At 63.9% G+C, this 26,938-nt stretch carries 20 protein-coding genes and 1 pseudogene; 13 read left to right on the forward strand and 8 right to left on the reverse strand.

Going from position 1 to position 26,938, the window contains the following annotated elements:
* Window positions 1-113: 113 nt before the first annotated feature.
* Window positions 114-860, forward strand: a pseudogene (gene arsS, locus CCR82_RS13015) (arsenosugar biosynthesis radical SAM (seleno)protein ArsS); the annotation flags it as partial.
* Window positions 860-1,480, forward strand: a complete 621-nt coding sequence (locus CCR82_RS13020; RefSeq protein ID WP_201246235.1) for a TIGR04282 family arsenosugar biosynthesis glycosyltransferase — start codon at window positions 860-862, stop codon at window positions 1,478-1,480. The pseudogene arsS and the gene CCR82_RS13020, both read left to right, overlap by 1 nt.
* 25 nt (window positions 1,481-1,505) lie before the next feature.
* Here CCR82_RS13020 and CCR82_RS13025 read toward each other — a convergent pair whose 3' ends face one another.
* Entirely contained in the window at window positions 1,506-2,327 is an 822-nt protein-coding gene (locus CCR82_RS13025) for a cytochrome C assembly family protein (RefSeq protein ID WP_201246236.1), read from the reverse strand.
* Between the two features lie 164 nt (window positions 2,328-2,491).
* On the opposite strand from CCR82_RS13025, the gene ffh reads away from it, so the two are divergent.
* Together ffh and CCR82_RS13035 are read left to right on the forward strand one after the other, a co-directional pair.
* Complete coding sequence (gene ffh / locus CCR82_RS13030) at window positions 2,492-3,907, forward strand: signal recognition particle protein (protein WP_201246237.1); 1,416 nt, start codon at window positions 2,492-2,494, stop codon at window positions 3,905-3,907.
* Between the two features lie 45 nt (window positions 3,908-3,952).
* Window positions 3,953-7,828 (forward strand): EAL domain-containing protein, encoded by a 3,876-nt coding sequence (locus CCR82_RS13035; RefSeq protein ID WP_201246238.1) that lies wholly within the window; start codon window positions 3,953-3,955, stop codon window positions 7,826-7,828.
* On the opposite strand, the gene CCR82_RS13040 is transcribed toward CCR82_RS13035, so the two are convergent.
* From CCR82_RS13040 to CCR82_RS13070, 6 genes are all read right to left on the reverse strand, one after another.
* Complete coding sequence (locus tag CCR82_RS13040) at window positions 7,820-9,352, reverse strand: SAM-dependent methyltransferase (RefSeq protein ID WP_276570574.1); 1,533 nt, start codon at window positions 9,350-9,352, stop codon at window positions 7,820-7,822. The two genes, CCR82_RS13035 and CCR82_RS13040, sit on opposite strands and share 9 nt — an antisense overlap.
* Complete coding sequence (locus CCR82_RS13050) at window positions 9,352-10,116, reverse strand: DUF1365 domain-containing protein (protein ID WP_201246239.1); 765 nt, start codon at window positions 10,114-10,116, stop codon at window positions 9,352-9,354. Before CCR82_RS13050 ends, CCR82_RS13040 begins: the two co-directional genes overlap by 1 nt.
* Window positions 10,113-11,435 (reverse strand): NAD(P)/FAD-dependent oxidoreductase, encoded by a 1,323-nt coding sequence (locus CCR82_RS13055; protein ID WP_201246240.1) that lies wholly within the window; start codon window positions 11,433-11,435, stop codon window positions 10,113-10,115. The genes CCR82_RS13050 and CCR82_RS13055 overlap by 4 nt, the downstream gene beginning before the upstream one ends.
* 74 nt (window positions 11,436-11,509) lie before the next feature.
* Complete coding sequence (locus CCR82_RS13060) at window positions 11,510-11,764, reverse strand: hypothetical protein (RefSeq protein WP_201246241.1); 255 nt, start codon at window positions 11,762-11,764, stop codon at window positions 11,510-11,512.
* Between the two features lie 265 nt (window positions 11,765-12,029).
* Window positions 12,030-14,291, reverse strand: coding sequence for a bifunctional diguanylate cyclase/phosphodiesterase (locus tag CCR82_RS13065; protein ID WP_201246242.1), 2,262 nt, complete (start codon window positions 14,289-14,291; stop codon window positions 12,030-12,032).
* Window positions 14,292-14,325: 34 nt separating this feature from the next.
* Window positions 14,326-15,372 (reverse strand): YheT family hydrolase, encoded by a 1,047-nt coding sequence (locus tag CCR82_RS13070; protein WP_201246243.1) that lies wholly within the window; start codon window positions 15,370-15,372, stop codon window positions 14,326-14,328.
* 316 nt (window positions 15,373-15,688) lie between these two features.
* Here CCR82_RS13070 and CCR82_RS13075 point away from each other — a divergent pair, with 316 nt between their 5' ends.
* From CCR82_RS13075 to larE, 4 genes are all read left to right on the forward strand, one after another.
* Window positions 15,689-17,014 carry a TolC family outer membrane protein gene (locus CCR82_RS13075; protein WP_242513469.1) on the forward strand — a complete coding sequence of 442 codons (1,326 nt, stop codon included), beginning with the start codon at window positions 15,689-15,691 and terminating at the stop codon, window positions 17,012-17,014.
* 9 nt (window positions 17,015-17,023) lie between these two features.
* Window positions 17,024-18,139, forward strand: a complete 1,116-nt coding sequence (aroC, locus tag CCR82_RS13080; protein WP_201246244.1) for a chorismate synthase — start codon at window positions 17,024-17,026, stop codon at window positions 18,137-18,139.
* Window positions 18,140-18,165: 26 nt separating this feature from the next.
* Window positions 18,166-19,347: an MFS transporter gene (locus CCR82_RS13085; RefSeq protein ID WP_201246265.1), complete on the forward strand. Its 1,182-nt coding sequence runs from the start codon at window positions 18,166-18,168 to the stop codon at window positions 19,345-19,347.
* Window positions 19,348-19,456: 109 nt separating this feature from the next.
* Window positions 19,457-20,239, forward strand: coding sequence for an ATP-dependent sacrificial sulfur transferase LarE (gene larE / locus CCR82_RS13090; RefSeq protein WP_201246245.1), 783 nt, complete (start codon window positions 19,457-19,459; stop codon window positions 20,237-20,239).
* Here the strand turns inward: larE and CCR82_RS13095 are convergent.
* A complete protein-coding gene (locus tag CCR82_RS13095) occupies window positions 20,236-20,523 on the reverse strand; it encodes a cupin domain-containing protein (RefSeq protein ID WP_201246246.1) in 288 nt (95 codons plus the stop codon). The genes larE and CCR82_RS13095 overlap by 4 nt on opposite strands.
* 81 nt (window positions 20,524-20,604) lie before the next feature.
* On the opposite strand from CCR82_RS13095, the gene pncC reads away from it, so the two are divergent.
* The 5 genes from pncC (at window position 20,605) to CCR82_RS13120 (ending at window position 26,935) form a co-directional block, all read left to right on the forward strand.
* On the forward strand, window positions 20,605-21,105 hold the full coding sequence (gene pncC, locus CCR82_RS13100) for a nicotinamide-nucleotide amidase (RefSeq protein ID WP_201246247.1): 501 nt from the start codon (window positions 20,605-20,607) through the stop codon (window positions 21,103-21,105).
* Window positions 21,106-21,202: 97 nt separating this feature from the next.
* Window positions 21,203-22,375, forward strand: coding sequence for a recombinase RecA (recA, locus tag CCR82_RS13105; RefSeq protein ID WP_201246248.1), 1,173 nt, complete (start codon window positions 21,203-21,205; stop codon window positions 22,373-22,375).
* Complete coding sequence (locus CCR82_RS13110; RefSeq protein ID WP_201246249.1) at window positions 22,368-22,928, forward strand: regulatory protein RecX; 561 nt, start codon at window positions 22,368-22,370, stop codon at window positions 22,926-22,928. The genes recA and CCR82_RS13110 overlap by 8 nt, the downstream gene beginning before the upstream one ends.
* 160 nt (window positions 22,929-23,088) lie before the next feature.
* Window positions 23,089-25,701, forward strand: coding sequence for an alanine--tRNA ligase (gene alaS / locus CCR82_RS13115; RefSeq protein WP_201246266.1), 2,613 nt, complete (start codon window positions 23,089-23,091; stop codon window positions 25,699-25,701).
* Window positions 25,702-25,705: 4 nt separating this feature from the next.
* Entirely contained in the window at window positions 25,706-26,935 is a 1,230-nt protein-coding gene (locus CCR82_RS13120) for an aspartate kinase (RefSeq protein WP_201246250.1), read from the forward strand.
* The last annotated feature ends 3 nt before the right edge of the window (window positions 26,936-26,938 follow it).

A 26,938-nucleotide genomic window follows, 5' to 3' on the forward strand; every position in this document is an offset into this window, starting at 1 on the left:
AGCGTCTAAAATAACGAATCTATTTAAAGCAACTGATCGTGTTGAGGGTGGACCCTTGCCAGTCACAATGGCGTACTGAGAGTATGACATTAAAGCCTGCCGAATAGACTTTCACCGGGAATTGCTGGGAACTCAACGCCGTCTTCCGTCCCTTGGTGGAGGCTGGCCGCGGGCTGGGTCTTCAGGTCATGGATCGCTGTAACCTGACGATCCTCACCGAGCCTGGACAGGAGGACCTGACCGATTTCTTGGCTGAGCATCAGGTCGAGGTGATCGCCTCGCTGCCTTGCTATCTTGAGGAGAATGTCGACGGACAACGCGGCAATGGCACCTTCGCGGCGAGTCTCCGCGGTTTGCAAGCGCTGAATGCGCGCGGCTATGGCAAGCCTGGCAGTGGCTTGGCGCTAAGCTTGGTCTACAATCCGATCGGTGCAACCCTGCCACCGTCGCAAGCCGTGCTCGAGGCTGACTACAAGCGCGAACTCCAAATACGCTATGGCGTCTGTTTCAATCAGTTGTTCGTACTGACCAATATGCCGATCCGTCGCTTCGGTAGTTGGCTGCAGTCGACCAGACAGTTCGACGCCTACCTCGGACTGCTCAAGGGCGCTCACCAAGAGGCGAATCTAGACGCGGTGATGTGTCGCGACCTGGTCAGTGTCGACTGGCAGGGCTATTTATATGATTGCGATTTCAATCAGATGCTGGATCTGCCGCTCGAGGGCACGCGGAGTGAGCGGCTGCACATTCGCGATCTTGACACGCCCGAGGCGCTGACCGGACAGGCGATTCAGGTTGGTGAGCATTGCTATGGTTGCACCGCGGGGCAGGGAAGTAGCTGTGGAGGCGCGCTTGGTTAATGTCGACGTATGGGGCTCGCATCCTGGTCTTCGCGAAGGCGCCGGTGCCTGGTGCCTGCAAAACCCGGTTGATTCCAGCGCTGGGGGCTGAGGGGGCCGCGCGGCTCGCCGAGACCCTGCTGCGCGAGACCCTGGAGCGCGTCGCGAGCGCGCGTCTGGCGCCCATCGAGCTTTGGTGCGCACCTGATGCCACTCATCCGGTGTTTTCAGCCTTGGCGGAACGCGTTGGGCTTCAACTTGAGACCCAACGTGGATCGGACCTGGGAGCGCGGATGCAGACAGCAACAGCAGGGGCATTGGTAACCTCGGAGCGCGCGGTGCTGATCGGCACCGATTGCCCAGCGCTCGACGCGGATTATCTACGGCAAGCGCTATCGGCGCTGAACAATCAGCCCGCAGTGCTGGGGCCGGCCGATGACGGTGGCTATGTGCTCCTCGGTTTGCGGCGCGATGCGGCTCCAGCATTGCCGGCGCTGTTCGCGTCCATGCCTTGGGGCAGCGATCGGATCGCGGCGATAACACGCGCGCGGATGCGTGAGGCACATGTGGATTGGGTGGAATTACCGAGCCTAGCTGATATCGATCGCCCGGAGGATGTGGCCCAGGTCAGCTTTCGCTGAATCCGGGAGAGGATAAAAGCCGCTGTTAAGCCGGCTTATTCAGGATCAGCTCAAGTACCAGCTTAGAGCCAAAGTAGGCCAGGATCAGGATGCCAAAACCGGTCAGGGTCCATGAGATAGCCTTGCGTCCACGCCAGCCCCAGAGGCGGCGGCCGAGCAGTAGTCCACCGAACACCAACCAGGCCACCACCGAGAGCACAGTCTTGTGCACGATGTTCTGAGCGAACATGTTGTCAAGGAACGCAAAGCCGCTCAATAGCGCGAGGGTCAGCAAGATGAAGCCGATGCCGATCATCTCGAACATCAAGGCTTCCATGGTCATGAGCGGCGGTAATGCCCGCACGAAACCGCCCGGCTTGCGCCCGCGCAGGTAAGAGTCCTGCACCCAGAGGAGTCCCGCCTGCACACTGCCCAGGGTCAAGAGGCTATAGGCCAGCATCGACAGCAGCACATGCAGCTTCAACACCCAGCTGGTGCTCTCGGCTAGAAATGGCGCGCTTGGATAAAGCATATCGAGCAGTACCGAGAGACCGGCTAGCGGCAGGATCACTAGGCCCAGGTTTTCGATCGGTTTGTTCAGGCTCGAGAGGAGCAATGAGGCGACCACGGTCCAGGCCGCCAGCGATAGCGCGTTGAAGAAGCCGAGATTGAGCCCCGCCTGGCTGAACAGGACCATGTACAAAAGCCAGGTATGCAGAGTGAGCCCGGCATAGGCGAGCCCGAGCGTGACGCCCCGCAGCCGGGCCGTGCTCGCATCGGGCTGATGCGTGAAAAGCCGCCACCCGATGAGGGTGGCCGAGCCAAAGTAGGCGATCAGAGTGGCGATCGAGATGACGACGTTGTTCATAGTCTGCGATCATCGCATAAGCACGATGGACTGCAAACGCACGCGAGCGCGTCTGCGGCTGCTTTGCGGCCGCGTAATCGCGCCGCCTTGATATAGATTAACAAACCGCATCCCACAGATGCATGTGTTGGCGCAAGCCAATCGGGTTTAGCAAGAGAGACACCATGTTCGATAATCTTCAGGAGCGCTTCGGTGAGGTGCTTAAAGGGCTGCGCGGTCAGGCTCGACTCAGCGAGGACAACATCAAGGAGACCCTGCGCGAGGTGCGCATGGCGCTGCTCGAGGCTGATGTCGCCTTGCCGGTGGTGCGCGGTTTCATCGAGCGTGTGCGCGAGAAGGCGCTCGGCGCCGAGGTCACCAAGAGTCTCACACCCGGGCAGGTGTTGATCAAGATCGTCAACGACGAACTGGTCAGCCTGATGGGCGAGGCCAACGAGGAACTCGATCTGCGCCAGCAGCCGCCGGCGGTGATCCTGCTCGCCGGCCTGCAAGGCTCGGGCAAGACCACCAGCGCCGGCAAGCTCGCGCGCTATCTCAAGGAGCGCCAGAAAAAGAGCGTGATGGTGGTGAGCTGCGATATCTATCGCCCCGCCGCCATCGATCAGTTGCGCACCGTCGCCGCCGAGGTTGAGGCCACCTTCTTCCCGAGCACGCCGCAGCAGCAGCCGGTCGAGATCGCCCAGTCCGCGCTCGAGGCGGCGCGCCGGCAGGGCAAGGATGTGCTCATCGTCGACAGCGCCGGGCGGCTCGCGATCGACGAACGGATGATGCGGGAGATCCAGGATCTGCATGCGGCGGTGACGCCGGTCGAGACCCTGTTCGTGGTCGATAGCATGACCGGTCAGGATGCGGCCAAGACCGCACGCGCCTTCCATGATGCGCTGCCGCTCACCGGCGTGGTGCTGACCAAGACCGATGGCGATGCCCGCGGGGGCGCGGCACTGTCGATTCGCGAGATCACCGGCAAACCGATCAAGTTCCTCGGCGTCGGTGAGAAATCCGACGCGCTCGAGCCCTTTCATCCAGACCGGGTCGCCTCGCGCATCCTCGGCATGGGCGATGTGGTCTCCTTGGTCGAGGAGATGCAGCAGAAGGTCGACCACGAGAAGGCCGAGAAGCTCGCCAAGAAGATCAAGAAGGGCAAGGGCTTCGATCTCACCGATTTTCGCGATCAGCTTAAGCAGATGAGTTCGATGGGCGGCATGGCCGGGCTGATGGAGAAGATGCCCGGTGCCGGGCAGTTGCCGGAGCACATGAAGAATCAGGTCAACGACAAGGAGGTGATGAAGCTGATCGCGATCGTTGACTCGATGACGCCGATGGAGCGCCAACACCCACAGATTATCAAAGGTTCGCGCCGGCGGCGTATCGCCAATGGCTCCGGCACCCAGGTGCAGGACGTGAACAAGCTGCTCAAGCAGTTCACCCAGATGCAGAAGATGATGAAGAAAATGAAGGGCGGCAACATGGCCAAAATGATGCAGCAGATGCAAGGCCGTTTGCCGCCGGGCATGGGCGGCATGGGCGGGATGCCACCGGGGGGCGGTGGCTTCCCACCTGGCGGCGGTTTTCCGATGTAGCGCCTTGTCGCCGCGAACAGAGACTGCCGGGCGCTTGAATCAATCATGAGCATCCTTGGTGGGCTGATCCAGAACGCCTCCCTGTTGTTGGCCCTGGCCTTGGCGCACGGGCTGTTCATCGCGCAGTTGCCGCGCGAGCAGAGTTCGACCCGACTGCTGATCGGCCTGTTGTTCGGGCTCACGGCACTGCTGGGCATGGCCTATCCAGTGACCATCGGCCCCGGACTGTTTTTTGATGGGCGCACCCTGATCATCAGCATGGCGGGGCTCTTCGGCGGGCTGCCGGCGGCGCTCGTCTCTGGCCTGATCGCGGCGCTCTATCGGGGCTGGCTCGGTGGTGCTGGTATGGCGATGGGGATTGCGACCATTGCCACCGCCGTCGCCTTCGGCGCGCTCTTCCATTACCTGCGTCGTGCCGGCAAGCTGCGGCTGACGCCCTTGACGCTGGTGGCCTTTGGCCTCCTGCTGCACCTGGCGGCGATGGCCTGGGTCGGGCTGCTGCCTGCGGCGCAGCGGGCTCAGGTGCTGGGGCAGGTGGCGCTGCCTTTCCTGTTGGTCTTTCCGCTCGTCTCGATGCTGCTCGGGCTCTTGCTGCGCCAGCAGGAACAACGCGTCGACGATGAACGCTCCTTGCGCGAAAGCCAGGCGCGTCTGTTGGAAACCCGGAGTATTGTCGGCCTGGGTGACTGGGAACTGGTCGTGCGCACCGGCGCCCAGTGTTGGTCGCATGAGGTCTTCGGGCTCATCGGCCTCACCCCGACCGAGTCCCCGCCGCCGCTCAAGACGCTGCGACGCCTGCTGACACGAGAGAGCTGGAAGCGCCTGTTGGCGGCGGTCAAGCAGGCTCTGGGTGATGGACAGCCTTGGCGCTGCGACATTCAGGCGCGGCACGCCGATGGTAGCCAACGCTGGATGACCGTACGCGGCCAGGCGGTGCGTGATCGCGGCGGCCGTGTCCACTTGCTGCGCGGAACCGTTCAGGACATCACCGAGGCCAAGTCCCTGAGTGATGCGCTCGCGCGGGAGCGTGGGTTTCTCGCCACCCTGGTCGCGACCATCCCGGACCTGGTGTGGCTGAAAGATCGCGAGGGTGTGTATCTGGCCTGCAATCCGTGTTTCGAGCGCCTCTTCGGCCTCCCTGAAGCCAAGATCAAAGGCCGCTGTGCGAGCGATTTCGTCTCCGCCGAGCGGGCCACCGCCTTCCGCCAACATGATCTCGCGGCCTTGGCCGCGAATGGTCCCGTCGTGGGTCGCGAATGCCTGACCTTCGCCGATGATGGTCATCAGGAACAGGTCGAGATCATCAAGACCCCGATGCATGACGCCGAGGGGCGCCTGGTTGGCGTGCTCGGGATTGGGCGCGACATCACCGCGCAGGCGCGGGCGCAAGAGGAACTCACGCGCGAGCGCGATCGCATCCAGGAACTGCACGAGCGCATCCAGAAGATCGCCGCTCATGTTCCAGGGATGATCTATCAGTATCAGTGGTGGCCCGATGGTCGCAGTTGTTTCCCCTTTGCGAGCGCGGGCTTGAAGGCGATCCATGGGGTTGAACCAGCCCAGGTCCAAGAGGATGCGAGTCTGGCGTTTGCCGCCCTTCATCCCGATGACCGCGAGCGGATCAAGACCTCGATCGAGCGCTCGGCCCAGCAGATGACGACCTGGCGGGAATCCTACCGGGTCCGATTACCCGAGGAGGGCCGCATCCTCTGGGTCGAGGGCGAGGCCTCGCCGCAGCGTCAATCCGACGGCAGCGTCCTCTGGCATGGCTATATCCATGATGTGACCGAGCGTCATCACGCCGAGACGCGGTTGCGGCTCGCCGCGAGCGTCTTCGCGCACAGCCTCGAGGGTATTGCGATCACCGATGCGGAGAATCGGCTGGTCGACATCAACCCTAGCTTCACCCGTATCACCGGCTATACGAAGGATGAATTGCTGGGTGAAGACCCGAAGAAGCTCGCCTCCGGACGGCATGAGCGCGCGTTTTACCAGCAGATGTGGGCGGCGATCGAGGAAGACGGATTCTGGCAAGGCGAGATCTGGAACCGTCGCAAGAACGGCGAGATCTTCCCCGAACTCCTGTCCATTTCGGTGGTGCGGGATGCCTCGGGAGCAGTGCAACATTATATCGGTGTTTTCACCGATATCAGCCAGTTCAAGGCGCACGAGGCGGAACTCGATCGCATTGCCCATTACGATCATCTCACCGGCCTGCCGAATCGGCGTCTGTTGATGGATCGCCTCGAACAGGCCATCGCGCATGCCAAACGCACGGGGATTGCACTCGCGGTCTGCTACCTGGATCTGGATGGCTTCAAGCCGATCAATGACCGCTATGGGCATGCGGTGGGTGATCGCGTGCTGATTAAGATCACCGAGTCCTTGCGCCGGGTGGTGCGCGGCGAAGACTCGGTCGCGCGTCTTGGAGGCGATGAATTCGTACTGCTGTTGACCGATCTGACACAGCCCGACGATTGTTTCGGCCTGCTCAGCCGGGTGCTTGCCGGCATCCGCGAACCGGTCAGGGTTGGAGAAGTCACCCATCGCCTCTCGGCCAGCATTGGCGCCACCCTCTGTCCGCCGGATCTCGCGGACCCGGATACGCTGTTGCGGCATGCCGATCAGGCCATGTATCGGGCCAAGGAGGCCGGCAAGAATGGTTACCATCTCTACGACGCGCAGCAAGACCAACTGCTGCAGATACGCCAGCGGAAACTCGAGCGGATCGGCGAGGCGGTGCGGCAGAACGAATTGGTCCTGCATTTTCAGCCCCAGGTCGACATGATCAGCCGTGAGGTGATCGGCGTCGAGGCCCTGGTGCGCTGGCAGCATCCAGATGATGGGCTGCGCATGCCGGGAACCTTCCTGCCCGATATCGAAGGCACCGAACTCGAGGTGGCGGTCGACGAATGGGTGATCGAGCATGCCTTGCAGCAGCTTGAAGCCTGGAACCGCGAAGGCCGAGGACTGCCGATCAGCCTGAATATCGGTGCCCGCCATCTGTTGCGACCCGACTTCGCGGCGCGCCTTGAAGACACACTGCGCGCTCATCCCGCTGCCGCCGGCGCGGATCTGAAGCTTGAGATTCTGGAGACCGCGACCCTGAGCGATTTTGAGCAGGCGCAGCGCGTATTGGCTCGCTGTCGCGAACTCGGAGTGCGTTTCGCCTTGGACGATTTCGGCACCGGCTACTCGTCGCTGGCGTATTTTCGGGCGCTGCCGGTCGACGTGCTCAAGATCGACCAGAGCTTCGTGCGCGATATGCTGCAGGATCTAGGCGATAAGGAAATCGTCCAGAGTGTGGTGCAACTCGCGCGCGCCTTCGATCGCCCGGTGATCGCCGAGGGGGTCGAAACCCTGGCGCATGCGGCTATGCTGACCTGGCTCGGTTGTCGTTTCGGGCAGGGCTATGGGATTGCCCGTCCGATGCCGGGCGGCGCGCTGCCGGATTGGCTCGCACACTGGTCAACCCAGGAGTGTCTGGAGGAACTTGAGGGCCTGTCGGAGCGTGATGACCTGCCCTTGATGCTGGCGGCACAGAATCATCGGCGTTGGCTGCAGCGTTTTATCAAGATGCTGACGGAGCCGGAGGGACCGATCTGCACCGATCTTGAGGCCGATGCCTGTTATTTCGGGCGCTGGTATGCAGGGCCTGCTCACGCTCGCTACCAGGCGTTTGCCGAGTTCCAATCGATTGGCCGGCGTCATGAGCGGGTGCATATGCTCGCCATCCAGCTGCTCACTCAGGCTGAGCATGGCGAAGCCGACGCCGCCGCGGATCGATTGCTGGCGCTACAGAAGGCGAGCGATAACCTATTGACCGAGATTGGGCGACTTATCCAACAGGTCACCCCGGCAGGGCGAGCCGAATGGCTCAACCCACCGGTTTATCCCGGTGCCTGGAGTAAGCTACGTTAAATCTTCCGCGCCCGCTTGGTGCCGGAGCGCGACCTGCATCACATCGATGCGGTTGTCGAGGAAGCCAGCCTCGCAGTACGAAAGATAGTAGCGCCACATGCGGATGAAACGCCCGTCGTAGCCGAGCGCGCGCACCTCGGGCTCACGCGCGAGGAAACGCCGATGCCAGGCGCGCAGGGTGCGCGCGTAGTCCTTGCCGTGGAAATCGCGCTGCATGACCTCAAGCCCAGCCGCCTGCACCGCGGCGTCGAAGCGCCCAACCGTCGGTAGCATACCGCCCGGGAAGATATAGTGTTGGATGAAATCTGGGCTCGCTTTGTAGTCCTCGAAGATGTCATCAGAGATCGTGATCACCTGCAGCGCCGCGGTGCCGCCGGGGCGCAGGCGCTCGCGCAGCGTCTCCATATAGGTCGGCCAGTATTCCTCGCCGACCGCCTCGAACATCTCGATCGAGATGATATGATCGAAGGTCTCGGTGACGTCGCGATAATCCTGCAGGCGCAATTCGACCCGTGGTGCGAGCGGACTGCCGTCCAAGCGCGCCTTGGCCCAAGCCAGTTGCTTCTCTGAGAGCGTGATACCGGTGAGCGTGAGCCCGCGCTCGGCCGCCGCCTCGGCCATCGCGCCCCAGCCGCAGCCAATCTCCAGCAGATGCTGTCCGGGCTTGGCATCGAGCATCCCGAGCAGGCGCTGATATTTGCGCCGCTGCGCCTGGGCGAGCATTTGATCGTCATCAGCGCTGCTCAGCGGTACCGCGCTCAAGGCGGCGCTGGTGCCGGCGTTTAAGCCAGCACCTGAGCCGCCGTCGGCGCCGGATAGTCCAGCGGCTGATCGGGTGTTCGCCGCGGCGACTGACTCCGCGCTCGGGGCGGTTGCTGACGCTCGCGCAGTCTCCGCTCGCGGCTGTGGCTGAGGGTTTAGCCTCAGAGCTGGTTGGTCTGGCTGCGAGGCCTGCTTTGGGGGCGGCGTCGATTGCGAGGCCACTTCTTGGAGCGGCTCGGCGTAGAGGGCGCTGGAATAGGTCATGCTCTCATCGAGCCAGAGCCGGTAGAAGTCGTTGCCCAAGTCGTAGTGATAAGCGATGTTGCGGCGACTGCCGGTGTGGGTATTACTGCGCCGCTGATGGCGCCGTGGCGAGATCAGCCGGTGCAGTGGACCGCCACGCTGGCGCTCGCGCCAGCGATGCTCGTTGACCGCAAGCAGATGCAGCAGCGCGGTCGGGTCCGGGCTGTCCCAGTCGCCGGCCATCCAGCTCTCGCCGAGGCCGAGATGTCCCTTGGTCGCCAACCGTCGGGCCATGCGCAGGGGGCGGCGGATGTCGATCTCGGCCTGGGGGCCATCACGATCGCTCTCGAGCAGATAAGTGCGGCCACCAAGACGCAGCCGCAGCTGGCCGGCCGCGATGCGATCGAAGAGCCGCGTGATCGGCCAGATCACGGGTTTCAGCAGGATGCGCGGCACCGGGCCGAAGAGCGGCTGCTCGAATCGGGGCAGGGCGGCCTCAGCCGTCTTCTCGCTTGCCATCAGGTCACCTCGGGCGGGGGTGGGTCGGTTTTTGGGACATAGGGCGCGCCGCGCAGCCAGATCTTCAACGCCTGCCAGTGAATCGCGGCCATGACCTTGAAACCCATCAGCGGCGTGCGCCGCAGCGCCCGCCACAGGGCGCGCTGGGTCAGCGGCTCGCCGGCGCCGGTTTGGGTGGCGACCAGCTGCAAGCGGCCATCGGCGTGGAACTGGCGGATGAAGACGCCGAGATGCTCGGCCGGCTCGGCGAGGCGGAAGTGGTACTCGCTGGCCATCTCCATCAATGGCGAGACATAGAAGCACTTGGTCGCCTTGTCGCGCACCGGCCAGGCCAGTGGTTTGCCACCGTTGGCCAGCAGATAGAAATGCGAGTCGCCGAAGGTATTGCCGACCTCGGCCAACACCGCGCGCAGCTGCCCGTCGGCGTGCTCGCAGTACCAGAGGCTCAAGGGGTTGAAGCCATAGCCGAGCACGCGCGGCATGCAGAGCAGACGGATGCGCCCGCCCTCGAGTTCGATACCTTGCTCGCGCAGCAGTTGATCCGCCCAAGGTCGCAATGGTGAGCCATCACGCGGACCGTGATCCTCGGGCGCGAAACGAAACAGGCCAAAGCCTTGACGGGTGCGCAGCAGCGGCGGTAAGTGGTCCAGTGCATCCAAGTCGAGCAGCAGGCTGAAGACCTTGTAGGTGAAGCGATACTGCACCGGGAAGAGGCGCCGGTGCATCACCTTGGTGAAGTAGATGCGATGCGGATTCTCGCTCATACGGATGCGCTCGCACGATGGTCAGACACCTGTGATAGGCCAGCGGCTGCCGTTAGGATCGAGGTATCGATGCCAAAGCGGTCGGCCATCGCAACCGCAGAGGCCAGGGCATCCTCATGAAAGCCATAGCCAAAGTAGCTGCCGCAGAACCAGAGCCGGTCTTGACCCTGTAGCTCAGCGAGCCGCGGCTGTGCATCCATCGCGGCCTGATCGAAGACCGGATGGTCGTAGACCATCTCGGCGATGATCTGCTCCTCGGCCGGCAGGCGCAGCGGATTCAGCGAGACCAGATAATCCTTGTCGGTCTTGAGCCCCTGTAATCGATTCATCCAGTAGGTGACCGAGACCGCGCAAGCGCCATCCTGCGTCAGCTGCGAGAGGTAGTTCCAGGACGACCAGACCTGCCGGCGCTGCGGCATCAAGCCGATGTCGGTATGCAGATAGGTGCGGTTCGGCTGGTAGCGGAAAGGGCTCAGCAGCTCCTGCTCGGCAGCGCTCGGTTGGTCCAGCAAGGCGAGCGCCTGATCGGCATGACAGGCGAGCACAACGTCGTCGAACAGCGGGCGCTCGCCCGAGGCCAGGGTGATCTCGACGCCTTGCTCGGTGCGTCGGACCGCCTGAGCGGCATCGAGCCGCACCTGCTCATGGCCGATCTCCGCGAGGAAGCGCTCGACATAGCGGGCGCTGCCGCCGCTGACCGAGCGCCAGAGTGGACGATCGATCAGGTTCAACAGCCCGTGATTGTTGAAGAAGCGCGCCAGGCTCTCGGCCGGAAAATCGAGCATGGTCCGGGTGGGGCAGGACCAGATCGCGGCGGCCATCGGCAGCAGGAAATGGTCGCGGAAACGGTCGCTCATGTGCTCGCGCTTGAGCAGCGCGCCGACACTCAGCCCGTCGAAGCCGTTGCAGCGCAGCATGGCCTTACAGCGCCGATTGAAGCGGACCAGATCGGCGACCATGCGCAGGAAGCCGGGGCTGAGCAGGTTGCGTCGCTGTGCGAACAGGGTGTTGAGGCTGTCGCCGGAATATTCGATCTCGCCGGGGCCGATCGAGGCCGAGAACGACATATCGCTCTCGCGCGTGGCGACACCGAGAACCTCGAACAGCCGGGTCAGAAGCGGATAGTTGGCGATGTTGTAGACGATGAAACCGGTGTCGACCGCGAGGGTTTGGCCGCCTTCGTCGACGTCAATGGTATGGGTATGGCCGCCGATATAGCTGTTTTGCTCAATCAGGGTGACCTGGTGCTCTCGTCCGAGGAGCCAGGCCGCGGCGAGTCCGGCGATTCCGCTGCCGATGACGGCGATGTTTTTTCGCATACGTAGGATGTCTTATCGATGTCGACCAGCTGCCCGCAGGAAATCTGGACAAGTCCAGCAATTTCAATGGCGGCTCAGCGACTGCGTTGAGGATAGAACGGCGGCGAGGTTCCGGTTGAGCCGCTTGCCGCCGAGGCAGGGATGAAGCCGATATACTGGTCCTTGGCATGGGCGCGGCTGAAACTGTGAAAGACCCGCTTCAGATAGCCATGATCGCCGACCCCGCGCTGGATGCGCTCGGCACGAAAGACCTTGAGCGCGGCCAGCGCCGCGCAGTGGTAGGCGAGATCCCAGGCGGCAAACCAGGGATACTCCCAGGCATCGGGCATCGATAGCACATCGCGCGCGCGGACGTGACGCCAATGCTGATTGCGGCCCTCACGGCGCTCGGGGGGTGGTTGGATCTTGTCGCCATCGAGCCAGCGCGCGACGAGCTGGCCCGTCAGCGCGCATGGCGTTTCAGCCCGCCCTTGATGGGCGGCTCGGCTGTAGGGTCTTGTGGCCAGTGTTGTTTGGGATTGCGTGGAGTGTCACTGACGCCGAACAGCTCTTGCATCGGGATAAACACTTAACCAAGAGGTCTTGACAGCCTCGTTATGCCTGCATTTGGTGCTGATGCGCGAGGGCGAGCTGCTCGGTGATCACCTCTGGTGAGCTTGGGCGCATCAGATGAAAGCCCTGAACCAGATCGCAACGCATCCCGCGCAGCAGCTCAAGCTGCATCTCAGTTTCGATGCCCTCGGCGATCGTCTTCATCCCCAGCTCATGGCCGAGCGAGGAGATCACGGCAACCACTCGACGGTCGCGCGCGGAGTCGGTCATGGCATCGATAAAGGAGCGGTCAATCTTGAGCAGATTGACTGGCAGCTGACGCAGATAGGCGAGCGAGGAATAGCCGGTGCCGAAGTCATCGATGGCGAGGGCCACACCGAGGTCACGCAGTTGATACAAGGTTCCGCTCGAGGTCTCGGCGTCATTCATCACCATGCTTTCGGTGAGCTCGAGTGCGAGCAGATGAGGAGGGATGCGGTGGCGCCGCAGCATCTCCTCGACCAGTGTCACGATGCCAGGGCTCTGCAGCTGCAGAGAGGACAGATTGACGGCGATTGAGAAACCGTCTTGATCGCCAAGCTCATCGAGCCAGCATCTGAGCTGCCGCAGTGACTCCTCGAGCACCCAGGTGCCGATCGGAACGATGAAACCGGTCTCTTCGGCCACCGGGATAAATTCGCCCGGCGAAACGAGGCCCCGCGTCGGGTGATCCCAGCGCACTAGCGCTTCGACGCCAACCAGCGCTCGGCCGTTGGTGCTAAAGAAGGGCTGGTACTGGACCCTGAGCTCGCCGCGCAGCTCGCAATCGCGGAGGTCATGGGCGATGCTGATCCGCTCAAGCAAGCGTGTCCGTAACGCGGCGTCGAAGCATTGGACCCGAGCGCCCCCGCGCTCTTTGGCCACATACATTGCCGCATCGGCATCGCGGAGTAGATTGCCGGGACTGTCGAAGCCATGGCTGATGACGATGCCGGCGCTTGCCGTGATCAGATATTCGCGACCGTTGATGATGAAGGGCGGAGTGAATACCTCGAGTAAGCGGTCTGCCTCGACCAGCATGGCTTCCGGTGAGCGTTGCTCACCCTGCAACAGAATGACGAATTCGTCACCGCCGAAGCGAGCAATGGTATCGCCTAGGGCGAGATGGTCCTGGAGGCGTCGGGCCGCATCGACCAAGAGTTGGTCGCCGGCGTGGTGGCCGATGGCATCATTGATCAGCTTGAAGCTGTCCAGGTCGATGAACACGACGCCGACCTGATGACCGAAGCGCTGCGCTTGGAGCAGGAGCTGGTTGAGTCGATCATTGAGCAAGACACGGTTGGGCAGCGCGGTCAAGGAGTCGTGCATCGCGCGATGTCGCAGCGTTTGCTCTGCTTCCTTACGCCTGGAGATGTCCTGTGCATTGATGACCATGCCACCGATGGCGGGATCGGCGCTCAGATCGGTCGCCGTTGCCTGGCACCAGATATAGGTATCGTCACCCCCGCGTAGCCGATGGTCGACGATGTTGACATGCTCACCGGGCAGCTCGGCGGCGCGTTTCAAGGCAGCGTGGACAAGCTCGCGCTCCTTCGGGTGAACCGCATCGAGATAACGGCTGTGAGGAGCCACCTGTTCGTCCCAGCCGAGTATCTGGCACGCCGAGGGGCCCAGATAATGCAGACTGCTATCGCTACCGACGATCATCACCACGTCTGATGCGCGCCGGACAAGGGTGCTAAACCGCTGTTCGCTCTGGCGCAATGCCTTGAGCGCGTCTCGCCGTAAGAGGCCGCCGATGATGACATCAGCGATCGCCCGCAAAAGCAGTATGGCCTGATCGGACCAGGTTCGGTGGTCATGCACTGAATCGAAGCCGATGAAGCCCTTCAACTGGTCGGGGCCCATCAGTGGCACGACGATCAAGGACCGGATGCCTTGGGCGCTGAGCAGCTCGCGCTCGGCAACGCGTTTCTCTGGCAGGTCCTCTACCGAGGGGATGTAGATCGACTCGCCGGACGTGAGGAGCGGTCGCCACCAGTGGATCGTCTCCCAAGGCACTTGCTGAAGGTTGTTGATCTCGGGGAGGATTCCAGGCGCGCACCATTCATGCGTATTGTTGAGGAATTCACCATCAATGGTGAACAGGTAGCTGCGATCGACCCTGGCGAAGCGGCCGATCGAGGCGAGTGCCTCGTCAATACCGGCATCGATATCCTGATCACCGAGCCCGGCGAAGCGATGCAGAATCGTTGTCATCAGCTCGAGCAGCCCGGTGAGCTCTTCGAGCTTATCCTGGCTCGACGGGTCTTGCGGCATCGTCATCCAGCATCCCCTCTGATGCTTTTTTGGCGTAATCTCATTCTAACAGAGCGCGCAGGAGCTTCGTCTCAAGCCAGTCGGATGAATAGCCCGGACCCTGGGCCGCAATGAAACCGACATGTCCGCCATGGCGCGCCAGCTCAAGCCGGATGCCGGGACCGAGTTCGTGCTCGAACGGGACGGTGCTCGGGAACATGAAGGGATCATCAGCGGCATGGATGATCAGCGTGGGTGTGCGGATCGGGCGCAGATAACCGCGGCAGCTGGCCCGCTGATAGTAATCGAAGACCCCGGCGAAGCCGTTCAGCGGCGCGGTAATCTGGTCGTCGAATTGATTGAAGTCCTTGATCTGGCTCAGGTCAACGCTAAGCGGGGCCGGCCGGTGCGCGAATTTGTGCTGATAGGCCGCCTTGAGACGGCTGATGAGATAGCCGCGGTAGACCCGGGCGAAGCCAAGCTCGAGCCGCAGCATGGCGTCGCGCAGCACGAATGGAACCGAGATCGCGACGGCGCGCTCGAGCAGCGGGTCGCCCCATTCGTCCCGGCGCTGGCCCCCGCGATCGCTCCTCGGTTCAGCCCCACGGGCACCCCAGCACTCGCCCAGATACTTGAGCAGCAGATTGCCGCCGAGCGAGAAGCCGATCGCCGCCGTCGCGGGTCCTTCCGGGTCCTCGGCCAAGACCTCGAGCACCGCGCGTAGATCCTCGGTGGCGCCGGAATGGTAGGAGCGCGCGAGGCGGTTCGGCTCGCCACTGGCACCACGCAGATGCATGAAGATGGGTTGGAGGCCGTTCCGTGCGAGCCGGTCCACCAGGCTGCCAGCGTAATGGGAATCGAGCCCACCTTCGAGTCCATGCAGAATCAGCACGCGCGGGCCGGTGCCTCCCACCCCCACCGACAGGTCGATGAAATCGCCGTCGGCAAGCTCGATGCGCCGCCGCTGCAGCGGCGTCTGTGGCCGTTCACCCGCGCTGGCGCGCTGGCCGAGATGCATCAGCAGCTTGGGCCAGAGTGTTTGCAGATGGGGATTCTTGAGCCACCAGGGCGGGCGAAAGTCGCTGTTGATGATCCTGCCGTGGGTCATGGCGTCTCTGTTGGTTGCTGTCAGCCTGCCTGGGCTTGGCTGCGTTGAAGCGTATCGCGTTAAGGCGCCTAGATTACAATGAACGGCCCGCCGAGCATCTCCCGCGTGTTCCGATAGCGAGCCCGAATTGACGGCAACGCATTGACGGCAACGAGCCCCAATTGACATTGTGGGTCATTGGGACGCTCGCCTATACTCCACGGCAATGTGCGGCCGACCGCCACAGCCGTCCCTCTGACTCCAACGACGATGACCGAGAATGATGATGAGACCGCTTAGGAAGGCCCTGGGCCCGATCGCGCTGCTATGCCTCCCCATGCTGCCAGGGTTTCTGTTGCCATCGCAGGCGCGGGCCGAGGATCTGCTGCAGATCTACGATCTGGCCGTCAGGAGCGATCCAACCCTGCGCGAGGCAGAACAGACCTTCTACGCCAGTCGGGAAGCGAAGCCCCAGGCGCGGGCGCTGTTGCTGCCCAACTTTGGCGTCTCCGGCAGTGTCGACTACAACGCCGTCGACTCGAGCGGACAGAATCTGAACTTCACAGACGGCAACCGCAGCGATACCTTTGAGACGACCAATCTCGCCGCCAGCGTGTCGCAGTCGGTCTACAACCGCGGCGACTGGATACGCCTGAGCCAGTCCGATGACACCATCGCGCGGGCCGAGGCTGAGTTCCAGAATGCCGAGATCGACCTCATGGTGCGCACCACCGAGGCCTACTTCGAGGTGCTGCGCGCCTCCGATCTGGTGCGCGTGCAAGAGGCCCTGGTCACGGCCGATGAGCGCCAGTTGGAGCAATCGAAACAGCGCTTTGAGGTCGGTTTGGTCGCGATCACCGACGTCAACGACAACCAAGCCGCATTCGACCGTTCGCGTGCCGAGCTGATCACTGCCAAAAACGAGCTGAACAACGCCTGGGAGGCGCTGCGCCGCATCGTTGGTCCGGTCAGTGTGCCGTTGGCGCGGCTCGGTGATCGCCTGCCGCTGACGCCGCCGGAGCCGAATGACATCAATGTCTGGGCCGAGACCGCGCTGGCGAATAACTACGGCATCGCGGCGGCGAAGGCTGCGGCCGAGGCGGCGCGTAAGGACATCGAGATCCAGCGCTCCGGCTATTATCCAAGCGTCGATGTGCAGGCGGGCTATGATGTGTCGCGCACCGGGCGGGAGTTCGGCACCGATACCGATTCCGGCTTCATCGGCCTGAACGTCAATATCCCCCTCTATCAGGGCGGTGCCGTGGCCTCGTCGACGCGTCAGGCCGGGCATCAATTCCGGGCCTCGCAGGATCGGCTCGATCAGCAACGTCGCGCGGTGATGAACCAGGTCAAGGATGCGTTTCGCGGCATCCTCTCGAGCATCAGCGACGTCAAGGCACGGCAGGCGGCCATCGTCTCGGCGCGCAGCTCGCTGGAGTCCACCGAGGCCGGCCTCGAGGTCGGTACCCGCACCCAGGTCGATGTGCTGAACGCTCAACGCAACCTGTTCCAGGCCGAGTTCGACTACCTCTCGGCGCGTTACGATTACATTCTCAACGGCATCCGGCTGCATCAGGCGACCAGCACCCTGACCCGCGATGTTCTGGCCAAGGGCAATGCCTGGCTCACCGGCCAGGACATGGTCCAGCCGCCCGCCTACTGATTCGCCGCCGTGTCAGGAAACAGCTTCGGTCGCTCGTTCGTCGTCACCGGTTTCGGCGAGAGTCATGGTCCGGCGATCGGCGGTATCGTCGATGGTTGCCCGCCTGGGCTGCCGTTGAGCGAGGCCGATCTGCAGCATGATCTGGATCGGCGCGCGCCGGGGCAATCGCGCCACACCACGCAAAGGCGCGAGGCGGATCAGGTGCGCATCCTCTCCGGGGTCTTCGAGGGCGCGACCACCGGCGCGCCGATCGGGCTGCTGATCGAGAATCAGGATCAGCGCTCGAAGGATTACTCCGAGATCGCGACCCGGTTTCGGCCCGGCCATGCCGATTACAGTTACACGATGAAGTATGGCCGGCGCGACTATCGCGGCGGCGGTCGCTCATCGGCGCGCGAGACGGCGATCCGTGTCGCCGCCGGCGGCATCGCCAAGGTCTGCCTGCGACACCTGCAACGCATCGAGGTCCAGGGGTGCCTGACGCGGCTTGGTCCGCTCGAGCTGCCGCGCCCCGGTGAGCCCGGGTTCGAGTGGGCCCAGGTCGAGCGGAACCCGTTCTTCTGTGGCGGCGAGGCACGGGTCGCCGAACTCGAGGCCTACATGGATGAGCTGCGCAAGTCCGGCGATTCGATTGGCGCCGAGGTCACGGTCATCGCCCGGGGCCTGCCACCCGGCCTTGGCGAGCCGATCTTCGACCGCCTCGATGCCGATATCGCCCATGCGCTGATGAGCATCAACGCGGTCAAGGGGGTCGAGATCGGCGCGGGCTTCGCCAGCGTCGCCCAGCGCGGCACCGAGCATCGCGACGAGATGACCCCGGATGGGTTCCTCTCCAACAACGCCGGTGGCGTGCTGGGCGGTATCTCGACCGGTCAGGACATCATCGCCCGGCTGGCCCTGAAGCCGACCTCGAGCATCCGGCTGCCGGGCCGCAGCATCGACCTCAGCGGCGCCGAGACCGAGGTCATCACCAAGGGACGCCATGATCCGTGCGTCGGCATCCGCGCAACCCCGATCGCCGAGGCCATGCTGGCGCTGGTGCTGATCGATCATTTGCTGCGGCATCGCGCGCAGAATGCCCAGGTGGTACCGCCGCTGGCGCCGATCCCATCGCAAGCGCCTTGAGTCAGCCTCCGCGTCTGGCCAAGCCGATGCCTTACGCGCGCCTCTCGAGCTACTACTTCTTCCACTTCGCCGCGCTCGGCGCGCTGGTGCCGTTCTGGGGGCCCTATCTGCTCGAGCGCGGGTTCGAGCCGGTTGCCATCGGTGGGCTGATGGCGATCCTGATGGGCACCAAGATCGTGGCGCCGAATCTGTTTGGCGCGGTGGCCGATCGGCGCGGGGAGCGCATGCCGATCGTGCGACTCGGCGCGTTGATGGCGCTGCTGAGCTTTTGTGCGGTGTTCTGGTCCGAGGGCGTCTGGCTCATGGCCCTGACCATGGCCATCTGGAGCTTCTTCTGGAATGGGCCGCTGCCACTGATGGAGGCGGTCACCTTCAATCATCTGGGGGCGCGGGTCAGCCGCTACGCGCAGGTCCGGGTCTGGGGCAGCATCGGCTTTATCCTGGTGGTGCTCGGGGTCGGCTGGTGGCAACAGCAGGCCGGCAGCGGCGTGGTGCCGATCGCGGTGCTGGTGCTGTTCGGCGGCATCTGGTTGAGTGTCCTGGTGATTCCGGATCGACCACCGGGGGATCGATCATCGGGGGAGCGATCACAGGACCACGACGAGGGCGAGCCCGAACCGTCGCTCGTGCGGCATCTGCTGCGCCGCCGCGAGATCCTGTTCTTTCTCGCCGCCTGCTTGCTGATGCAGGCCAGTCATGGCGCCTACTATGCGTTCTACTCGATCCATCTCGAAGCGGCGGGGTATTCGCAATCGGCCGTCGGTGCGCTCTGGGCCTTGGGCGTGGCCATCGAGGTACTGGTGTTCTTGCGCATGCACTGGTTGCTGGAGCGCTTCAGCGCCCACGCCCTGCTGCTCGTGAGTCTGGCGCTGGCGGTGCTGCGTTGGCTCATGATCGGGTTCCTGGTCGAGATCCTGGCGCTGCAGATCATCGCCCAGACCCTGCATGCGGCGACCTTTGGGGTGTTCCATGCCTCGGCGATCCATCTCGCCCACTGCTATTTTCCGGGGCCGACCCAGGGGCGGGGACAAGCCGCGTACAACAGCATCGGCTTTGGTGCCGGTGGTGCGCTCGGTAGTCTCAGCAGTGGTCTGCTGTGGTCAGGCGCCGGTGCCGCCTGGACCTATGTGGCGGCGGCGGGATTTGCCGCGCTTGGCTTCGTCGCGGTGCTGCTCAGCAAACGCCGCCACCTCGGCGCCGGACTGTGACCGCCATGGCGCTGAGCGTATACTCGGCGCCCGGTTGCACCGAGAACGAACCTGAGCCGACTGAGCTTGGGCACGCGCAAACACCTGGGAACCAGATGAGGAGGAGGATATGGAGCAAGGCCGTGGTGCGCTGATCGAGCAGCTTGCAGGACTGGAGACGGCGGCGGTGGCCTTCTCGGGGGGCGCCGACAGCACCCTGTTACTGGCGCTGCTGCGCAAGCAGCTCGGCGCCGAGCGGGTGATCGCGCTGACGGCGGTGACACCCTACATGGTGCGCCAGGAGATCGGTGACGCGGTGGCCTTGACGACCAAGCTGGCGGTTCGCCATGAGCTGGTCGAGATTCCCATGCCCGAGGGCATGGAGCACAATCCGGCCGACCGCTGCTATCGCTGCAAGCACGCGATGTATGGGCATCTGGTGGCGAGCGCGGCCGAGCATGGCTTTGCCAACCTGCTCGACGGTAGCAATACCGATGATGCCGATGAGCAATGTCCGGGCTTGCGCGCGCTGCGCGAACTCGGGATTCGCAGCCCCTTCATCGAGGCCGGTATCGACAAGGCCGCCGTGCGTCAGATGGCCCGTGAGATGGATCTGCCTACCTGGCACAAGCCGACCACCGCGTGCTTGCTCACGCGCATCGGCTTCAATGTCAGGGTCTCGATGGATCAGCTGCAGCGCATCGAGGAGGCCGAGCGTTTTTTGACCCAGTTGGGTTACACCTGGGTGCGGGTGCGCTGCCACGGCGACCTCGCCCGCATCGAGGTCGCGCCGGTCCAACGCGAGCGCCTGCTCAGCGATGCGGGCGCGGTGATCGAGGGCATCCAGCGCTTCGGTTTTCGTCATGTCACCATGGATCTGGCCGGCTATCAGTCCGGCAGCATGGCCGGCTAGGCGTCGTCCAAACGATAGTGTTTCTCGACCGCGGCAGTGATCTCCCAGGTGCAGCGCATGCCGACCGGGAAGGTGATCAGATCGCCACGCTTGAAGTGCTCGGGCTCGCCGCCCTCGGGTGTGACGCTGAAGGTGCCGCGCACCACATAGCAGGTCTCTTGCTGGTGATAGGTCCACTCGAAGCGAGAGGGCTCCTTCTTCCAGATCGGCCAGTCCTCGACGCCGAGGACTTCGAGCTTGGCCGGAGGCGGGTTGTGCTCGCAAAGGATGGATTCATCGGACATGATGGAGACTCCTGGACAACGGTCGTTAGATGGCATCCTACAAGGTCGTGGCGATCGAGGCGGCCACAATAGAGGCGGTGCATGAGTGAAGATCTCGAAACGCTGGCCACGCAGGTCGGGCATTGCTTGCAACGCACGGGGCTGCGCCTGGCCACGGCGGAGTCCTGCACCGGGGGTTGGATTGCCAAGTGCCTCACCGATGTCGCGGGGAGTAGCGCCTGGCTCGAGCGCGGCTTCGTCACCTACAGTAATGCGGCCAAGCAGGAGATGCTCGGCGTCGCCGAGGAGACGCTCGCGACCTGGGGCGCGGTCAGCGAGGCCGTGGTCGCCGAGATGGCGCGCGGCGCGATCGCGCGCAGTCACGCCTCGGTGGCGGTGGCGGTGAGCGGGATTGCCGGCCCCGGCGGTGGCACGGCCACCAAGCCCATTGGCACGCTTTGTTTCGGCTGGGGGCTGCCGGAGGGGATCGCGGTCGAAACGGTGCGCTTTGGTGGCGAGCGCGAGCAGGTGCGACGCCAGGCGGTCGCGCATGCGCTGCGCGGGCTGCTGGAACGCTGCCTGGCGCGTGGCGCACCGGCTTGATCCGGGCTCGATCCGGGCTCGAATCGCGCCGAGTGGCTTGTGTGGGGGTGGGTCGGCTGTGGGATAATCCTTAACAACCCTGGTTCCTGGAGTGACAATGGACGAGAATCGCAAGAAAGCGCTGGCCGCCGCGTTGAGCCAAATCGAGAAGCAGTTCGGCAAGGGCTCGGTGATGCGCATGGGCGATGCCGGTGCCATCCCGAATGTCGACACCGTCTCGACCGGCTCCCTGGGGCTCGATATCGCCCTTGGCATCGGTGGCCTGCCGCGTGGTCGCGTGATCGAGATCTATGGCCCGGAATCCTCCGGCAAGACCACGCTGACCCTGCACGCGGTCGCCGAGGCGCAGCGTGCCGGTGGCACCGCAGCCTTCGTCGATGCCGAGCACGCGCTCGATCCCGGCTACGCCGAGAAGCTTGGCGTGAACATGGACGAACTGCTGGTCTCGCAGCCCGATACCGGCGAGCAGTCGCTCGAGATCACCGACATGCTGGTGCGCTCCGGCGCGGTGGACATGGTGGTGGTCGACTCGGTCGCGGCCTTGACGCCCAAGGCCGAGATCGAGGGCGAGATGGGTGACTCGCACGTCGGTCTGCAGGCGCGGCTGATGTCGCAGGCGCTGCGCAAGCTGACCGCCAATATCAAGCGCTCCAATGCCATCGTCATCTTCATCAATCAGATCCGGATGAAGATCGGCGTGATGTTCGGCTCGCCGGAAACCACCTCCGGCGGCAACGCGCTCAAGTTCTACGCCTCGGTGCGGCTCGATATCCGCCGCATCGGCTCGATCAAGCGCGGTGCCGACGTGGTGGGCAACGAGACCCGCGTCAAGGTGGTCAAGAACAAGGTCGCACCACCGTTTCGCGAGGCCCTGTTCGACATCCTCTATGGCGAGGGCATCTCGCGCGAGGGCGAGATGGTCGATCTCGGCGTCAGCGCCGGTGTGGTCGAAAAATCCGGCTCTTGGTACAGCTACGAGGGCAACCGAATCGGCCAGGGCAAGGACAATGTGCGCAATTTCCTGAAGGAGAATCCGGAGATTGCCGCCGCCATCGATGCCAAGATCCGCGATGCCCTGCTACCGAAGCCAAAGCCTGCTCACGCCGAGGGGGAGGCTGGAGCGGTTCCTGATGCCGCCGCCGATGCGGGTTCGGATGCCGCGTTGAAAACGCCGGCGACCGCGGGCGATGCCAAGGCGGCCAAGGCGGCCAAGGACGCCAAGGAGGTCAAGGGCGCCAACAAGGACGCCAAGGCGGCGACCGATGACTGAGGTGCCTGTGGAGCCTGCTGCGGAGGTTGCTGCCACGGAAGCCACGGTCGAATCAGCCGCGGCCGAGGAAGCCGCTGCCGAGGCGCCGGACGCGCTCTTTGAGGAGATTCGCAGCCGGGCGCTGAAGTTACTCAGCACGCGTGAACACAGTCGCTTGGAACTCGCGCGCAAGTTGTGCCAACGCGGTTATCCAGAGGCCGCCGTCGAGACGGTGATTGAGTCGCTCGTAGCCAACGAGCTGTTGAGCGAGGAGCGCCTGATCGCGGCCTATGTGGCCGAGCGTCTCGCCAAGGGCTTCGGGCCCCTGCGCATCCGCGCCGAATTGCGCGAGAAAGGGCTTTCGGATGAGAGGGTTCAGCCCTATCTCGAACTCGACGATCAGACCCTGAGCGACTGTCTGACCCAGGCCTATCGAAAACGCTTCGGCGAGACCGAGGCCGAGGACCAGCGCGAGCAGGCGAAGCGCGCGCGCTTCCTCGAATATCGGGGGTTTCCGTCGCGCGTGATCGCCCGCTTCCTCGGCGCGAGCCCGAGTGCCAGGTCAGATCGATGAGCAGGCTGATGCGCGCGCCCATGCCGATGTCGGTGCCGATATCGATGCACGCGTTGATGCCGATGCCGACGCGCGCGCCGATGTCGGGCCGCTTTCCGTGCCGCTTCGAGCGGTGCATCCCGCTAATGCACAGACCCGTCCCCGGAGTCGACTCCTTGTCATGAAGAGCAGTGCCCAGCTTCGTCAGGCCTTCCTCGATTACTTCGCCGAGCGTGGTCATACGCCGGTCGAGAGCAGCCCGTTGGTGCCGGGCAACGACCCCACCTTGCTGTTCACCAATGCGGGCATGGTGCAGTTCAAGGACGTCTTCCTTGGCCGCGAGAAACGCCCCTACAGCCGCGCCGCCACCTCGCAGCGCTGCGTGCGCGCCGGCGGCAAGCACAACGATCTCGAGAACGTCGGCTACACCGCCCGCCATCACACCTTCTTCGAGATGCTCGGCAACTTCAGCTTCGGCGATTACTTCAAGCGCGAGGCCATCGGCTTTGCCTGGGAGTTTCTGACCCAGACGCTGCGGATGCCGCCCGAGCGGCTCTGGATCACCGTCTATACCGACGATGACGAGGCCGCGCGCATCTGGCTCGACGAGATTGGCGTCGACCCGAGCCGCTTCTCGCGCTGTGGCGAGAAGGATAACTTCTGGTCGATGGGCGAGACCGGTCCCTGTGGGCCCTGCTCCGAGATCTTCTACGATCATGGCCCCGAGATCCCGGGTGGACCGCCCGGCTCACCCGACGAGGACGGCGATCGCTACGTCGAGATCTGGAACCTGGTGTTCATGCAGTTCGACCGCGACGCCAAGGGCGAGCTGCATCCGCTGCCGCGCCCCTCGGTCGACACCGGCATGGGGCTCGAGCGGCTCGCGGCGGTGATGCAGGGCGTGCACAGCAACTACGAGATCGATCTGTTCCAGGCCCTCATCCGCGCCGCTGCCGAGGCGACCGGTTGCGAGGATCTTGGCAACCAATCGCTGCGGGTGATCGCCGATCACATCCGCTCGGCGGCCTTCCTGATCATCGATGGCATCACGCCCGGCAACGAAGGGCGCGGCTACGTGCAGCGGCGCATCATCCGCCGCGCCATCCGCCACGGCTATCAACTCGGGCAGACGGCGCCGTTCTTCTGGCGCCTGGTCGCGCCCCTGGCCGAGCAGATGGGCGGTGCCTACCCCGAGCTGCGCGCCAAACAGGCCCAGGTCGAACGGGTGCTGCAGACCGAGGAGGAGCGCTTCGCCGACACCCTGGAGCAGGGCTTGCGCATCTTCGATGAGATCGTCGCACGGCTGAGCGGCACCGAGATCCCCGGCGAGGCGGTGTTCCGTTTGTACGATACCTATGGCTTTCCAGCCGATCTGACCGCCGATATCGCCCGTGAGCGCGGGCTGACCCTGGACCTCGTCGGCTTCGAGCAAGCGATGGCGGCGCAGAAAGAACGCGCGCGCGCCGCGAGCCAGTTCGGGGCCGGCGAGATCATCGAACTGGATATCGAGGGTGAGACCGATTTCAGTGGCTACGAAGGGTTGCTCGATCAGGCGACGCTGATCGGCTGTTACCTCAATGGTGAGCCCCGCGATGGCATCAGTGCTGGCCAGGAGGGGCTGCTGGTGCTGGATGTGACACCTTTCTATGCCGAGGCTGGCGGACAGGTTGGCGATCGCGGCCTGTTGAGTACCGAGACCGCCCGCTTCGAGGTCCGCGATACCCAGAAGCAGTCTGGCGTGATCTGCCACATCGGACGCCTGCTCGAGGGCGAGCTTTCGGTCGGGGATTGTATCGAGGCCAGGGTCGATCGGACGCGGCGACGCGCAATCGCGCTCAACCACTCGTCCACTCATTTGCTGCATGCCGCCCTGCGCCAGGTGCTAGGTGAGCACGTGCAGCAACGTGGATCGTTGGTCGGACCGGAGCGGCTGCGTTTCGACTTCACTCATTTCGAGCCGCTTACGCACGAGCAGTTGCGCGAGATCGAGCGCCTGGTGAACCAAGAAATTCGTGAGAACCACAGCGTCGAGACCCGCATCATGGATCTCGAGGACGCCAAGGCCTCGGGCGCGATGGCGCTGTTTGGCGAGAAGTACGACGAGCAGGTGCGGGTGCTGCGCATGGGTGACTTCTCGACCGAACTTTGCGGTGGGACTCATGTACGCGCGGTGGGTGATATCGGGCTGTTCAAAATCGTTTCCGAGTCCGGCATCAGCGCCGGTGTGCGCCGCGTCGAGGCGGTAGCCGGCGATGTGGCGTTGAGCTGGGTCGAGGAAGAAGAGGCGCGGCTGGCGCGCATCGCCGCCTTGGTGAAGGGCTCGACGAGCGATGCCGACGACAAGGTGGCGGCGCTGGTCGAGCGCTCGCGGCGATTGGAAAAGGAACTCGAGCAGCTCAAGGCCAAGCTCGCCAGCGCGGCCGGCAGCGAGTTGACCGATGCCGTGGTCGAGATCGATGGGGTCAAGGTGCTGGCCGCACGGCTCGATGGGGTCGATGTCAAGTCACTGCGCGAGACCCTGGATCAGCTCAAGAACAAGCTCGGCTCCGGCGTGGTCCTGCTGGCCACCGAGAGCGAAGGCAAGGTCAACCTGATCGCCGGCGTCACCAAGGATCTGGTCGGCCAGTTCAAAGCCGGCGATCTGGTCAAGGCGGCGGCCGAGAAGGTCGGGGGACGCGGGGGTGGCCGGCCCGACATGGCTCAGGCCGGCGGTACCGATCCGGCGGGCATCCCGGCCGCGCTCGAGCTGGTCGGCGATTGGGTCAAGGCACGCGCACCGGCGGCGGTGTCCTAGACCCATGGCGTTGATCGTCCAAAAATATGGCGGCACCTCGGTGGGCAGCGTCGAGCGCATCCAGGCCGTCGCGCAGCGTGTGAAGCGCACCCGCGAGCAGGGCCATGAAGTCGTCGTCGTGGTTTCGGCGATGTCCGGCGAAACCGACCGGCTGATCGGGCTCGCACGCGCGATTCAGCCGCAGCCGGTGCCGCGGGAACTCGATGTGCTGATCGCCACCGGCGAGCAGGTCACCATCGCCTTGCTGGCGATGGCCTTGGAGGCGATCGGTTGTCCGGCGCGCTCCTACACCGGCTCGCAGGTGCAGATCCGCACCGATAGCGCGCACAATAAGGCGCGCATTCGCGATATCGACGGCGCGCGCGTGGGCAGCGATCTCGAGGCTGGACGCGTGGTGGTGGTGGCGGGTTTTCAGGGCATCGATCGTGCCGGCAACATCACCACCCTCGGACGCGGTGGCTCGGATACCTCAGCGGTGGCCATGGCCGCCGCGCTCAAGGCCGACGAATGCCAGATTTACACCGATGTGGACGGCGTCTACACCACCGACCCGCGCATCGAACCGCGCGCGCGCAAGCTCGATCGGATCACCTTCGAGGAGATGCTCGAGATGGCCAGCTTGGGCTCGAAGGTGCTCCAAATCCGCGCCGTCGAGTTCGCCGGCAAGTATCGTGTCCCCTTGCGGGTGCTCTCGAGCTTTCGCCAGGGGGAAGGCACGCTGATCAGTTTCGAGGAGGAGAACGTGGAAGACGCCAAGATTGCCGGCATCGCCTTCGCCAAGGATGAAGCCAAGCTCACCGTGCTCGGGGTGCCGGATCAGCCGGGGATTGCCTACAAGATTCTCGGCCCAATCTCCGAGGCCAATGTCGAAGTGGATATGATCGTGCAGAATGTCGGCTCCGACAGCGCCACTACCGACTTCACCTTCACCGTGCATCGCAACGACTACGACACGGCGCTGGGGGTGCTGCGTGATATGGCCGAACAACTCTCGGCGCGTGAAGTCTCTGGTGATCAGAAGATCGTCAAGCTCAGCTTGGTCGGTGTCGGCATGCGCTCCCACGCCGGTATTGCCAGCCAGATGTTCGAAGCCCTAGCCCGCGAAGGGATCAACATTCGCATGATCTCGACCTCGGAGATCAAGATCTCGGTCGTCATCGACGAAAAGTACCTCGAGCTTGGCGTACGCGCTCTGCACGAGTCCTTTGGACTGGCCGGGAAAACCATATTGTAACAA

This window comes from Halochromatium salexigens, from assembly GCF_016653295.1.
In the GTDB taxonomy this organism is placed as follows: Bacteria; Pseudomonadota; Gammaproteobacteria; order Chromatiales; family Chromatiaceae; genus Lamprobacter; species Lamprobacter salexigens.